Below are 12,434 nucleotides of genomic sequence, written 5' to 3'. Positions count from 1 at the left end.
GACTGACATGCGCCGTATGATTGCACCCGGCTGGCCCGGTAACCTGCTGGCCGTGGTGGCCGGCGCCATCACTACCCTGGCGCTGGCGCCGTTCGACCTCTGGCCGTTTGCGCTGGTAGCCGTCGGGTTCTTTTATGCGGGATTGCGTGAACTGACACCACGCCAGGCCCTGGGCCGTGGCTGGTGTTTCGGTTTCGGCCTGTTTGGCGCCGGTACCAGCTGGATTTACTACAGCATTCACCATTTTGGCGGCGCTTCGGTGCTGCTGGCTGGCATGCTGATGCTGGCGTTTACGGCGGCAATAGCCTGGTTCTTTGCCCTGCCCGCCTGGCTCTGGGCGCGCTGGCTGCGCCGCAACGAAGCGCCACTGGCCGATGCCCTGGCCTTCGCGGCACTGTGGGTTGGCCAGGAAGCGTTTCGCGGCTGGTTCCTCACCGGTTTCCCTTGGCTCTATTCCGGTTACAGCCAGCTCGACGGCCCTCTTACCGGCCTCGCGCCGCTGGGCGGGATGTGGCTGATTTCCTTTGCCCTGGCGCTGACCGCCGCACTGATCTGCAACCTGCCGCGTCTGCTGGCGGCTAAGCGCAACCTGTTCATCGGTGCCGGCTTGCTGCTGTTGGTGGCGCCATGGGCCATCGGCCTGGCACTCAAGCATCACGCCTGGACCACACCCGCCGGCGCGCCGCTGACGGTGGCGGCCGTTCAGGGCAACGTCGAGCAAAGCATGAAGTGGGACCCCGAGCAGCTCAATGCACAGCTCGCCCTGTACCGCGACATGAGCTTCAGTTCCAAGCCTGTTGACCTGCTGGTATGGCCAGAAACCGCCGTGCCGGTGCTCAAGGAATCTGTTGAAGGCTACCTGGGCATGATGGGCAAGTTCGCTGCCGACCGGCACACCGCGCTGATCACCGGCGTGCCGATTCGCCAGGAAGTGCACCACCACAAGCGCTTCTTCAACGGCATCACCGTGGTGGGTGAAGGCGACGGTACCTACCTGAAGCAGAAGCTGGTGCCATTTGGCGAGTACGTGCCGCTGCAAGACATGCTACGCGGCTTGATCGCGTTCTTTGACCTGCCGATGTCGGACTTCGCCCGTGGGCCGTCCGACCAGGCCCTGCTGCAAGCCAAGGGCTATCAGATTGCGCCCTTCATTTGCTATGAAGTGGTGTACCCGGAGTTCGCCGCTGGCCTGTCGGCCCGCAGCGACTTGTTGCTGACCATCAGCAACGACACCTGGTTCGGCCGCTCCATCGGCCCGCTGCAGCATTTGCAGATGGCCCAGATGCGCGCCCTGGAAGCCGGTCGCTGGATGATCCGCGCCACCAACAACGGCGTGACCGGCCTGATCAACCCGTACGGGCAGATTACCGTGCAGATCCCGCAGTTTGAACGCGGGATTCTCTACGGTGAAGTGGTGCCGATGCACAACCTCACGCCGTATCTGGAATGGCGCTCGTGGCCGTTGATCATCCTGTGCTTTGGCCTGTTTGGCTGGGCGCTGTTGGTGGGCCGGATGTCGAAAACGGTTTAACAGGCATACTCGGATGAATGTGGGAGCTGGCTTGCCTGCGATAGCATCACCTCGGTGTAACTGACACACCGAGGTGCCTGCATCGCGGGCAAGCCCGGCTCCCACAGAAGCCCGCTCCCATATTTGCCCGGCGGTGTTACCTGTAAAACATCCGATAACCCACCTGCCCCACCGCCTCATTGAGCAACTGCCCGCTCTGCCAGACCGACTTGAATTCCGGCATCCAGCCACCCAGCGGCCGGGCGTTGTCCAGGCCCAGGAATCCCACCGGCGCCGGAACCACCGTAAACCCGGCCTTTTCGAAGCTCCAGCGCGAACGCGGCATGTGCCAGGCCTGGGTTACGACGACCACACGTTTGATCCCCTGGGGCAGCAGAATCTCTGCACTCATTTGCGCGTTTTCCCAAGTGGTACGGCTGCGTTCTTCCTTCCAGCGTACGCTCACGCCAAAGTCATCCTGCATCGACACCGCCATCACCTCCGCCTCGCTTGGTGGCGTGCCGTAGTGCAAACCACCGCTGGTCAGCACCGGCAAGCCCGAAGCCTTGGCCAAGCGGGCCGCATAGCGCTGGCGCTCAAGACCGATACCCGTCGGCTGATCGGAGCCCCACGCCGGATCCCCGCGTTCACGCCCGGAGCCCAATACCACAATGGCATCAGCCCGCTGCGCCAGGGTTGCCCATTCGTCACGCGCCAAAGGCGGCTCGGTCTCCAGGGCCTTGGCCCCCCACTGCACCACCACCGGCAGGCTCATCAACCACATCCCGCCGAACCCCAGGGCAAAGCACACCGCCGCCAGTCGCGGCCGGTTGCGACGAAACCACCAGGCAAGCGCCAGCAACAGCAACAGAATGCCGGGCGGCAACAACAATTGTTTAATGAAATAACGAATAGGCATCGGGCATCTCCAAAGATGCCCGAAGCCTAAGGTGTAACGAGGTTTAGCGACAATCTTTACAAGAACAAACGTTGAGAAGGCTACAGATCACTAACGCGGTACTTCACTTGAAACGCACGGACCGGAGTTTTTCCGGGCCGCGACCGGCCGACAGATCCTTGAGCCATACCACCTTGGCCGAGCGCGAAACCTCCTGGGCCGGCGGGGAGGCCATGCCATGGGGCGCGCGATGCTCATTTAACTCCAGATACACCTTGATCACGTCCAGCTCTGCCTGGCTCAAGCCACGCAGTTCCAACTCCAGAGGCCGCTCATCACACAATCGGCCTGCGGTTTTTGCTGCATCCAGTGCTCGACCCAAACGGTCGATCAGTCCTTCGTACACCTGCGGTTTCGTTAAAGTTCTCTGCAAATCAACCATCCCTCACCTCATTGAAGATAAGACTCACTCCCCAATAAACAGCGTAGTCCTGCTGGCCCCGCCTGCCTGACGCCGCGACCAACGGCCTCGGCCGCGCAATCAGGGTTTCCCTCGATAGAGTGGGGTCATGTATGCTACGGCGCTTCCTGTAACTCCACTTCCCGCAGGGTTTGGGCACGGACGCGCCGCTTTTTGGTGTCGATCAACCTGAACGTTGCACCGAAGAGGATTAGGCCACCCCTATTCAGTTCAAAAGTAGCCATGCACGAACAATATCAGCCCCGTGAAATAGAAAATGCCGCCCAGTCGTTCTGGGATGAGCAAAAGTCCTTTGAAGTCAGTGAACAGCCAGGCAAGGAGACTTTCTATTGCCTATCGATGTTCCCTTACCCCAGCGGCAAGCTACACATGGGGCATGTGCGCAACTACACCATCGGCGACGTCATTTCCCGCTACCAGCGCATGCTGGGCAAGAACGTCCTGCAACCCATGGGTTGGGACGCCTTCGGCATGCCGGCGGAAAACGCCGCGATGAAGAACAACGTAGCGCCCGCCAAGTGGACCTACGAAAACATCGCCTACATGAAGACCCAACTGCGCAGCCTGGGCCTGGCGGTGGACTGGTCCCGCGAGGTGACCACCTGCAAGCCCGACTACTACCGCTGGGAACAATGGCTGTTCACTCGCCTGTTCGAAAAAGGTGTGATCTACAAGAAGAGCGGCACCGTGAACTGGGACCCGGTGGACCAGACCGTACTGGCCAACGAACAAGTGATCGACGGCCGCGGCTGGCGCTCCGGCGCGCTGATCGAGAAGCGCGAAATCCCGATGTACTACTTCAAGATCACCGCCTACGCGGATGAACTCTTGTCGAGCCTCGACGATTTGCCGGGCTGGCCCGAGCAGGTCAAGACCATGCAACGCAACTGGATCGGCAAGTCCAAGGGCATGGAAGTGCAGTTCCCGTACAACGTCGACTCCATCGGCGCCGAAGGCGTACTGAAAGTCTTCACCACCCGTCCGGACACCCTGATGGGCGCGACCTACGTCGCCGTGGCCGCTGAGCACCCGCTGGCCACCCAGGCCGCACAGAACAACCCCGAGCTGCAGGCGTTCATCGCCGAATGCAAAGGCGGCAGCGTGGCCGAAGCCGACGTCGCCACTCAAGAGAAAAAAGGCTTGCCGACCGGGCTGTTCGTCGAGCACCCGTTGACCGGCGAGAAGTTGCCGGTGTGGGTCGCCAACTACGTGTTGATGCACTACGGCGATGGCGCGGTAATGGCCGTGCCAGCCCACGACGAACGCGATTTCGAATTCGCCACCAAGTACAGCCTGCCCATCAAGTCCGTGGTGCGCACCAGCTCCGGTGACACCAACCCGGCCCCGTGGCAAGACGCCTACGGCGAGCATGGCACCCTGATCAACTCCGGCGAGTTCGACGGCCTGGATTTCGAAGGCGCCTTCGACGCTATCGAAGTCGCGCTGATCAAGAAAAACCTCGGTGCCTCGCGCACCCAGTTCCGCCTGCGTGACTGGGGCATCAGCCGCCAGCGCTACTGGGGCTGCCCGATCCCGATCATCCACTGCGAAACCTGCGGTGACGTGCCGGTGCCGGAAGACCAACTGCCCGTCGTGTTGCCGGAAGATGTAGTGCCGGACGGCGCCGGTTCGCCCTTGGCGCGCATGCCAGAATTCTACGAGTGCACCTGCCCGAACTGCGGCGCCCCAGCCAAGCGTGAAACCGACACCATGGACACCTTCGTGGAGTCCTCGTGGTACTACGCCCGCTACGCCTCGCCGCACTATGAAGGCGGCCTGGTGGAAAAATCCGCGGCCGACCACTGGTTGCCGGTAGACCAGTACATCGGCGGTATCGAACACGCCATCCTTCACCTGCTGTACGCGCGCTTCTTCCACAAGCTGATGCGTGACGAAGGCCTGGTGAGCTCCGACGAGCCGTTCAAGAACCTGCTGACCCAAGGCATGGTGATTGCCGAGACTTACTACCGTCGCGAAGCCAATGGTGCCTACACCTGGTTCAACCCGGCGGACGTCGAGCTGGTGCGTGACAGCAAGGCCAAAGTGATCAGTGCCAAGTTGATCTCCGACGGCCTGCCGGTGGAAATCGGCGGCACCGAGAAGATGGCCAAGTCGAAGAACAACGGCGTCGACCCACAGTCGATGATCGACCAGTTCGGCGCAGATACCTGCCGCCTGTTCATGATGTTCGCCTCGCCGCCCGACATGAGCGCGGAATGGTCCGACTCCGGCGTAGAGGGTTCGCACCGTTTCCTCAAGCGCGTCTGGCGCCTGGCGCACGCCCATGTCAGCCAGGGCTTGCCGGGCAAACTGGACGTTGCAGCCTTGAGCGATGAGCAAAAAGCCATTCGCCGCAGCACCCACCTGGCTATCAAGCACGCCAGCCAGGATGTGGGCCAGCACCACAAATTCAACACCGCCATCGCCCAGGTGATGACGCTGATGAACGTGCTGGAAAAAGCACCGCAGGTCACCGAACAGGACCGCGCGCTGGTACAGGAAGGCCTCGAAACGGTCACCCTGCTGCTGGCACCGATCACGCCACACATCTGCCACGACCTGTGGAGCCGTTTGGGCCACAGCGGCGCAGTCATCGATGCCGGCTGGCCGGTACAGGATGACAGCGCCCTGGTACAGGACACGCTGCAACTGGTGATTCAGGTCAACGGCAAGCTGCGTGGCCAGATCGACATGCCAGCCAGCGCCAGCCGTGAAGAAGTCGAAGCCGCCGCCCGTGCCAATGAGAACGTGCTGCGCTTCACCGAAGGCCTGACGATCCGCAAAGTGATCGTGGTGCCCGGCAAACTGGTCAATATCGTCGCTAGCTAATCGGATCGGGCGCCAGGGCATTACCTTGGCGCCGAACAAAACCTCCAGGGCCTCGATAAGGCCCACATGGTTTCAAGGGGAGCATCAAAATGATCAAACGCAATCTGCTGGTTATGGGCCTTGCCGTGCTGCTGAGCGCTTGCGGCTTCCAGCTGCGCGGCACCGGCCACACCGAACTGGCGATCAAGGAACTGGACGTCACCGCCCGTAACTCATACGGCGAGACCGTTCAACAGCTGCGCCAGGTCCTGGAAAACAGTGGTGTCAAAGTCTATTCAGGCGCGGCTTACAAACTGAACCTGCTGGATGAGAAAGAAGAGCAGCGCAACCTCAGCTATGCCAGTGCCGGGCGTGCTTCGGACATCGAGCTGAGCACCACGCTCTTCTTCGAAATCCAGGGCCACGACCACCTGCCGTTGATGGGCGACAAAATCCAGGTACAGAAAGTCGTGAGCCACGACGGCAACAACCTGGTGGGCTCGGACTCCGAAACCATCCAGGTGCGCAAGGAAATGCGTCGTGAGCTGGTACAGCGCATGCTTCTGCGCCTGCAGCTGATCACCCCGGAAAAACTGGATCAACTGCAGCAAACGGCAGATAACAAGGCCAAGGCAGATGCCGATGCGCTGAAAGCGGCGCAAGAGTATGAAAATAGCCAGCCGAAACAATCGCCTGTCGAAGTCCCAGCTGAGTAAGCCAGACGGGGCGCCCCTGGCGCCCCGTTCGCCCTGCCTATGAAACTTGCCCCCGCCCAACTCGCCAAGCACCTGCAAGGCAGCCTCGCGCCCGTCTACATCGTCAGCGGTGATGACCCGTTGCTCTGCCAGGAAGCTGCGGACGCGATCCGCACGGCCGCCCGTCAACAGGGCTTCGATGAACGCCAGGTGTTCAGCGCCGATGCCAGTTTCGACTGGGGGACGCTGCTGCAAGCCGGGGCGAGCATGTCGCTGTTTGCCGAGAAACGCCTGCTGGAACTGCGCCTGCCTTCGGGCAAGCCCGGCGACAAAGGCGCGGCGGCATTGATGGAATACTGCGCACGCCCTGCCGAAGACACGTTGCTGCTGATCAGCCTGCCCAAGCTGGATGGCAGCGCGCAGAAAACCAAGTGGGGCAAGGCGCTGGTGGAAGGCGGCCAGACCCAATTCATACAGATCTGGCCAGTGGACAGCAGTCAGCTGCCGCAGTGGATCCGTCAGCGCCTGTCGCAATCCGGGCTGAGTGCCAGCCAGGACGCCGTAGAGCTGATCGCGGCGCGAGTGGAAGGCAACCTGCTGGCCGCCGCCCAGGAAATCGAAAAGCTCAAGCTGATGGCAGAAGGCGGCCAGATCACTGTCGAAACCGTACAAGGCGCCGTGGCTGACAGCGCGCGCTTTGACGTGTTTGGTCTGGTGGATGCGATCCTCAACGGCGAACCCGCCCACGCCCTGCGCATGCTCGAAGGGCTGCGCGGCGAAGGCGTCGAGCCACCGGTGATTCTCTGGGCCCTGGCCCGGGAATTACGCCTGCTGGCCAATATTGCCCTGCAATACAGCCAAGGCATCCCGCTGGACAAGGCCTTCAGCCAAGCACGGCCACCGGTATGGGACAAACGCAAACCGCTGATCAGCAAAGCCCTGCAACGGCACTCGGCGCAACGCTGGGCGCAATTGCTGCTGGAAGCCCAGCGCATTGACGCGCAGATCAAGGGCCAGGCGGCGGGATCGCCCTGGATGAGCTTGAGTCGTTTGTCACTTTTGATGTCAGGACAGCGCTTGGCGCTGCCTGCTGAATAGTCCTACGTCTCGCCGGGCTGGACAGAATCCAAACTTCGGCCGATGATTCGCACCGCATCATCAACCCGCCAAAGAGTACCTATCATGAGCAAAAAGCCATCCAAGCATGGCCCCAACAAGGCCAAATCCATCATCGCCCAGCCGTTGTTCCGCAGTCGCCAGGAACGAGCCGGCAAAGGCAAAGGCAGCTACCGCCGCGAAGCCTTCCAGTCTAATAGCTGGGAGGCTTCTTACTTTCTGGCTGCCTGAAGGCAAGCGCCCCTCTGGCATGATAAGGTCTGTACCTGATTCGTACTCCCTGGACCTGTGCATGCCCTCTAGTCTTTCCCGTCGTTGGCACCTTCGCCAACTGATCGCTGCCTCCAGCCTCATTCTGTTAGTCGCCTGCGCGGAAAAACCCACCGCCGCCGATGCTCAACCCCTGCCCCCGCTCCAGACTGCACCGGTAGCTGCGCCTGCCGTCGTTGCGCCACTGGCGGTGGACAACCTTGATATCCAGCCGACCCAGACGTTTGCCGAATGGCAGGCAGGCTTTCGCGTGGAAGCCCTGAAGGCCGGTATCACGCCCCAGGTTTTCGACACAGCCTTTGCCAATGTCGTCCCCGATATGGCGGTGATCCGTGCCGACCGCAGCCAGCCGGAGTTCTCGCGCCCGGTGTGGGAATACCTCGATGGCGCCCTGTCGCCGCTGCGCGTGCGCAATGGCCAGTCGCTGCTGGTGAAATACGCTGACACTCTGCAACGCATAGAGGACCGTTATGGCGTCGACCGCCAGGCACTGGTCTCGGTGTGGGGCATGGAAAGTAACTTCGGCCAGTTCCAGGGCAACAACTCGGTGATTCGCTCCTTGGCGACCCTGGCATATGAAGGCCGTCGCCCGGCATTCGCCCAGGCCCAATTGCTGGCAGCACTGCAAATCATCCAGCACGGCGATATCTCTGCTGACCAGATGAAAGGCTCCTGGGCCGGGGCCATGGGCCAGACCCAGTTCATTCCGACCACCTACAACACCCACGCCGTGGACTTCGACGGTGACGGTCGCCGGGATATCTGGAACAGCCCGGCCGACGCCCTCGCCTCCACCGCGCACTACCTGCAAAGCTCCGGTTGGCAGAAAGGCCAGCCGTGGGGTTTTGAGGTGCAGCAACTGCCGTTGAACTTCGATTACGCCCTGGCCGATGGCAGCGTGCGTAAAACTGTAGGCGAATGGTTGAAACTGGGAATCCAGGTGCCGCCTGGCGCCAGTGTGCCGGCCAACGTGGACCAGCTTTCCGCGGCCCTGCTGCTGCCCGCCGGCTATCGTGGCCCGGCGTTCCTGGTGCTGGATAACTTCCGCGCGATCCTCAAGTACAACAACTCTTCGTCCTATGCGTTGGCGGTCGGTTTGCTGTCGGAACGGTTCGGCGGGGGTGGCTTGATTCGTGGGAGCTGGCCGAAAGATGAGCTGCCGTTGACCCGCTCACAGCGGATTGATTTGCAGACGGTGCTCAGTGCCCATGGCTACGATGCGGGCAACCCGGACGGGATCATTGGCGCCAATACCCGCAAGGCGATTCGTGCAGCGCAGCAATCCCTGGGCTGGCCGGCGGACGGGTATCCGACGGTGAAGTTGCTCGAGTCGCTGCAAAGCCGATAGATTGGCGTATGGCTGCTACCGCATTCGCGAGCAAGCCCGCTCCCACATTTTGACCGTGCACTTCCTGAAGGAACGCGATCGAAATGTGGGAGCGGGCTTGCTCGCGAAGAGGCCTTTACCGGCGCTACAAAGTTCAGGCCTTAAACACCACATCCTGCTCCAACACCAACCGCCTCTCCCCCGCATCCAACCGCACCCTCGCGCCCATCGGCAAGGTCAGGTTCGGATTGCAGTGCCCACTGCGCCAGCCGGACAGCACAGGAATGCACAACGGCTCGAAGGTCTGCTTCAGCAAGCGCTCAAGCGCAAGGCTATCAACCCCAGCCACATCCCCCACCACCACACCCGCCACCTGAGCCAGCTTGCCGGCCAGGCGCAAATGGGTGAGCAACCGATCAATGCGGTACAACGGCTCGTTAACATCTTCGATAAACAGAATGATGCCCTCGGCGTCAATCTCGTACGCCGTGCCCATCACCGCTGCGATCATCGATAGATTGCCGCCCAGCAGACGCCCACAGGCGATGCCTGGCTCGACGGTGGTCAGCGGGTAGGCCACCGGGTGAGTCAGCTGGCTACCGGCTTTCACTTGCCCCCGCAGCATGCTGAACAGCGACGACTCGGTAGGCTGTTGCTTTTCGCCTAACAGGTCAGCGTTGTACATCGGCCCGTGAAAGGTGACGAAACCGGCATAGCGGTTGATCGCCAGGTGTAAGGCGGTGATATCGCTGTAGCCTACGAATGGCTTGGGGTTGGCCCGCAGCAGGTCAAAGTCCAGGCGGTCCAGCAGGCGTGGGGTGCCGTAGCCGCCGCGCAGGCAGAAAATCGCGTCGATGGTCGAGTCGGCAAACGCCGCGTGCAGGTCATTAAGGCGTACGTCATCACTGCCGGCGAGATAGCCATCACGCTGGCTCACGCCCGGAAAGATCCGCAGTGTGTAGCCCCGGGCGCGCATCCATTGCGTGGCCTTGTCGATATCCAGCTCGGCCGGCCCGGCAGGGGCAATCAGCCCGATCACGCCTTCGGCGCGCAGCGCAGGTACCGCACAAGTGGTCAATTGAGTCGTCATCCATGGTTCTCCTCGTGTGGATTGCCCAAGGCACTCTAAACAGCAATGGTTGCAAACAGAAGAGGAAGAGTCAGTAGCAAATGTGGGAGCGGGCTTGGGTGGGAGCGGGCTTGCTCGCGAAAGCGGTCAGTCAGTCACCGGATAGGTCAACTGATCCAACGCATTCGCGAGCAAGCCCGCTCCCATCCAGGCCCGCTCCCACAAGGGTCCTGCAGTGTCCGGCGTTCCGCGTATCAGGAAACCAGGCTGGCCTTGACCAATTTCGCCTGCTCGTCGGCGTGGTACGAGGAACGTACCAGCGGGCCGGAAGCGACGTTCTTGAAGCCCATCTTGTAGCCTTCTTCGGCAAACCAGGCGAACACGTCCGGGTGCACGAAGCGCTGTACTGGCAAGTGGCTACGGGATGGCTGCAGGTACTGGCCGAGGGTCAGCATGTCGATGTCGTGTTCGCGCATGCGCTTCATGACTTCGATGACTTCTTCGTCGGTTTCGCCCAGGCCCAGCATCAGGCCGGATTTGGTCGGAATGTGCGGCATCATCTGCTTGAATTTCTGCAGCAGGGTCAGCGACCACTGGTAGTCCGAACCCGGACGCGCAGCCTTGTACAGGCGCGGTACGGTTTCCAGGTTATGGTTGAACACATCCGGCGGCTCGGCGGCGGTGATTTCCAGCGCCACGTCCATACGGCCACGGTAGTCCGGGACGAGGGTCTCGAGCATCACGTTCGGCGACAGCTTGCGGATCTCGCGGATGCAGTCGGCAAAGTGCTGGGCACCGCCGTCGCGCAGGTCGTCACGGTCTACCGAGGTGATCACGACGTACTTGAGTTTGAGGTCGGCGATGGCGATGGCCAGGCTTTCCGGCTCGTTGACGTCCAGCGGTTTCGGCCGGCCGTGGCCAACGTCGCAGAACGGGCAACGACGGGTGCAGATGTCACCCATGATCATGAAGGTCGCAGTGCCGCCGGAGAAGCACTCGCCCAGGTTCGGGCAAGACGCCTCTTCGCAGACGCTGTGCAGCTTGTGTTTGCGCAGCAGGGCCTTGATGCGGTCGACTTCCGGCGAAACCGGGATACGCACGCGAATCCAGTCAGGCTTTTTCGGCAGTTCGGTGGTCGGAATGATCTTCACCGGGATGCGTGCAACCTTCTCGGCGCCGCGCAGCTTGACGCCGGCTTCTACCTTGGCACGCGGGGCCGGACGCTCGGTAACATCCAGCGTCGGGATCATGGTTTGCACTGCATCAGTAGTCATAATCAGTCGATTCCGCCCGTTAGGGTCGTCTGCTCAGCATAGTCGAGGTGTTTGACGAGCTGCGCGCGCAGCCGGGCACTTACCTCGGCAAATTCTAGTGGTGTTGCGTGATCGCTCAACTGGGTCATCGCCAAACCGGCGTAACCGCAGGGATTGATCCGTCGAAACGGCGCCAGGTCCATGTCCACGTTCAAGGCCAGGCCGTGAAAGGAACAGCCGTGGCGAATCCGCAGGCCCAGGGAGGCGATTTTCGCGCCCTCTACGTAAACCCCCGGAGCATCCGGCTTGGCCGCTGCGGTCACACCGTAGCTGGCCAGCAACTCGATCAGGCATGACTCCATGCGACTGACCAGCTCACGTACGCCAAAACCTAGCCTGCGCACGTCCAGCAACAGATAAGCCACCAATTGGCCTGGGCCATGGTAAGTCACCTGCCCGCCGCGGTCGACCTGCACCACCGGGATTTCTCCCGGCAGCAACAAATGCTCGGCCTTGCCGGCCTGGCCCTGGGTGAAAACCGGCGGGTGTTCCACCAGCCAGATTTCATCCGGGGCTTCGGTGCCGCGCTCGTTGGTGAACCGCTGCATGGCGTGCCACACCGGTTCATATGCCATTTGGCCGAGCTCGCGAAAGCCCAGGGTCTGTGACATCACAACACCATGTGCACGAAGCCGGTGGCCCGCAGTTCGCTGTTGATGTTGTAGAGCTGGTCCTGGTCAGTTGCAACGATGTGCAACTGAATGGTGGTGTACTTGCCGTTGGTGCTTTGACGCTCATCCACACGGTCATGGTTGATCGTCGCGTGTTTCTTGACGATCTCGATGATCTTGTCTTTGTTGCCCACACCCGTATCGCTGATCACCTTGACGGGATAGTCCACGTTTGGGAATTCGATCTTTGGCGCCTTTACTTCGGTATCGGTCATGGCGTAACGGCCTCGTAAGCGTAAGCCGTGGCGACGGGCATAACCCCGCGCCGGATCAGCG

At 61.4% G+C, this 12,434-nt stretch carries 12 protein-coding genes; 6 read left to right on the top strand and 6 right to left on the bottom strand.

The window, feature by feature from the left end:
• The first annotated feature begins 7 nt into the window (after positions 1-7).
• Positions 8-1,531: an apolipoprotein N-acyltransferase gene (gene lnt, locus BLU46_RS20120; RefSeq protein WP_093204764.1), complete on the top strand. Its 1,524-nt coding sequence runs from the start codon at positions 8-10 to the stop codon at positions 1,529-1,531.
• Positions 1,532-1,667: 136 nt separating this feature from the next.
• Here the strand turns inward: lnt and BLU46_RS20115 are convergent, their stop codons facing one another.
• Both BLU46_RS20115 and BLU46_RS20110 read right to left on the bottom strand, forming a co-directional pair.
• A complete protein-coding gene (locus BLU46_RS20115; RefSeq protein ID WP_093204759.1) occupies positions 1,668-2,429 on the bottom strand; it encodes a YdcF family protein in 762 nt (253 codons plus the stop codon).
• Positions 2,430-2,532: 103 nt separating this feature from the next.
• The gene (locus BLU46_RS20110; RefSeq protein ID WP_063026915.1) at positions 2,533-2,850 is read right to left on the bottom strand and encodes a hypothetical protein; all 318 of its coding nucleotides are present in this window, start codon (positions 2,848-2,850) and stop codon (positions 2,533-2,535) included.
• Between the two features lie 261 nt (positions 2,851-3,111).
• Between BLU46_RS20110 and leuS the strand changes: the two genes are divergently transcribed.
• From leuS to BLU46_RS20085, 5 genes are all read left to right on the top strand, one after another.
• A complete protein-coding gene (leuS, locus tag BLU46_RS20105) occupies positions 3,112-5,718 on the top strand; it encodes a leucine--tRNA ligase (protein ID WP_063026913.1) in 2,607 nt (868 codons plus the stop codon).
• A gap of 89 nt (positions 5,719-5,807) precedes the next feature.
• A complete protein-coding gene (locus BLU46_RS20100) occupies positions 5,808-6,413 on the top strand; it encodes an LPS-assembly lipoprotein LptE (RefSeq protein WP_017476246.1) in 606 nt (201 codons plus the stop codon).
• Between the two features lie 39 nt (positions 6,414-6,452).
• A complete protein-coding gene (gene holA, locus BLU46_RS20095) occupies positions 6,453-7,490 on the top strand; it encodes a DNA polymerase III subunit delta (RefSeq protein WP_008436560.1) in 1,038 nt (345 codons plus the stop codon).
• Positions 7,491-7,574: 84 nt separating this feature from the next.
• Positions 7,575-7,739 (top strand): alternative ribosome rescue factor ArfA, encoded by a 165-nt coding sequence (arfA, locus tag BLU46_RS20090; RefSeq protein ID WP_003176285.1) that lies wholly within the window; start codon positions 7,575-7,577, stop codon positions 7,737-7,739.
• Between the two features lie 61 nt (positions 7,740-7,800).
• Positions 7,801-9,126 carry a lytic murein transglycosylase gene (locus BLU46_RS20085; RefSeq protein ID WP_093204755.1) on the top strand — a complete coding sequence of 442 codons (1,326 nt, stop codon included), beginning with the start codon at positions 7,801-7,803 and terminating at the stop codon, positions 9,124-9,126.
• Between the two features lie 133 nt (positions 9,127-9,259).
• On the opposite strand, the gene BLU46_RS20080 is transcribed toward BLU46_RS20085, so the two are convergent.
• The 4 genes from BLU46_RS20080 to BLU46_RS20065 all read right to left on the bottom strand — a co-directional run bounded on the left by BLU46_RS20080 (position 9,260) and on the right by BLU46_RS20065 (position 12,373).
• Positions 9,260-10,195: a S66 peptidase family protein gene (locus BLU46_RS20080; RefSeq protein ID WP_093204751.1), complete on the bottom strand. Its 936-nt coding sequence runs from the start codon at positions 10,193-10,195 to the stop codon at positions 9,260-9,262.
• A gap of 233 nt (positions 10,196-10,428) precedes the next feature.
• The gene (gene lipA / locus BLU46_RS20075) at positions 10,429-11,448 is read right to left on the bottom strand and encodes a lipoyl synthase (RefSeq protein WP_003215441.1); all 1,020 of its coding nucleotides are present in this window, start codon (positions 11,446-11,448) and stop codon (positions 10,429-10,431) included.
• A gap of 2 nt (positions 11,449-11,450) precedes the next feature.
• Positions 11,451-12,098: a lipoyl(octanoyl) transferase LipB gene (gene lipB / locus BLU46_RS20070; RefSeq protein WP_017476251.1), complete on the bottom strand. Its 648-nt coding sequence runs from the start codon at positions 12,096-12,098 to the stop codon at positions 11,451-11,453.
• On the bottom strand, positions 12,098-12,373 hold the full coding sequence (locus BLU46_RS20065) for a DUF493 domain-containing protein (protein WP_003215438.1): 276 nt from the start codon (positions 12,371-12,373) through the stop codon (positions 12,098-12,100). The genes lipB and BLU46_RS20065 overlap by 1 nt, the downstream gene beginning before the upstream one ends.
• Positions 12,374-12,434: the final 61 nt, after the last annotated feature.

It is taken from the genome of Pseudomonas yamanorum, from assembly GCF_900105735.1.
Taxonomy (GTDB): domain Bacteria; phylum Pseudomonadota; class Gammaproteobacteria; order Pseudomonadales; family Pseudomonadaceae; genus Aquipseudomonas; species Aquipseudomonas yamanorum.
The sequence above is the reverse complement of the archived record's forward strand: the minus strand, read 5'-3'. Positions and strand labels throughout refer to the sequence as shown.

Bases quoted from the DNA above. Each gene is read 5' to 3' on its own strand.
- lnt (WP_093204764.1), top strand. From the start codon at position 8: ATGCGCCGTATGATTGCACCCGGCTGGCCCGGTAACCTGCTGGCCGTG.
- BLU46_RS20115 (WP_093204759.1), bottom strand. From the start codon at position 2,429: ATGCCTATTCGTTATTTCATTAAACAATTGTTGTTGCCGCCCGGCATT.
- BLU46_RS20110 (WP_063026915.1), bottom strand. From the start codon at position 2,850: ATGGTTGATTTGCAGAGAACTTTAACGAAACCGCAGGTGTACGAAGGA.
- leuS (WP_063026913.1), top strand. From the start codon at position 3,112: ATGCACGAACAATATCAGCCCCGTGAAATAGAAAATGCCGCCCAGTCG.
- BLU46_RS20100 (WP_017476246.1), top strand. From the start codon at position 5,808: ATGATCAAACGCAATCTGCTGGTTATGGGCCTTGCCGTGCTGCTGAGC.
- holA (WP_008436560.1), top strand. From the start codon at position 6,453: ATGAAACTTGCCCCCGCCCAACTCGCCAAGCACCTGCAAGGCAGCCTC.
- arfA (WP_003176285.1), top strand. From the start codon at position 7,575: ATGAGCAAAAAGCCATCCAAGCATGGCCCCAACAAGGCCAAATCCATC.
- BLU46_RS20085 (WP_093204755.1), top strand. From the start codon at position 7,801: ATGCCCTCTAGTCTTTCCCGTCGTTGGCACCTTCGCCAACTGATCGCT.
- BLU46_RS20080 (WP_093204751.1), bottom strand. From the start codon at position 10,195: ATGACGACTCAATTGACCACTTGTGCGGTACCTGCGCTGCGCGCCGAA.
- lipA (WP_003215441.1), bottom strand. From the start codon at position 11,448: ATGACTACTGATGCAGTGCAAACCATGATCCCGACGCTGGATGTTACC.
- lipB (WP_017476251.1), bottom strand. From the start codon at position 12,098: ATGTCACAGACCCTGGGCTTTCGCGAGCTCGGCCAAATGGCATATGAA.
- BLU46_RS20065 (WP_003215438.1), bottom strand. From the start codon at position 12,373: ATGACCGATACCGAAGTAAAGGCGCCAAAGATCGAATTCCCAAACGTG.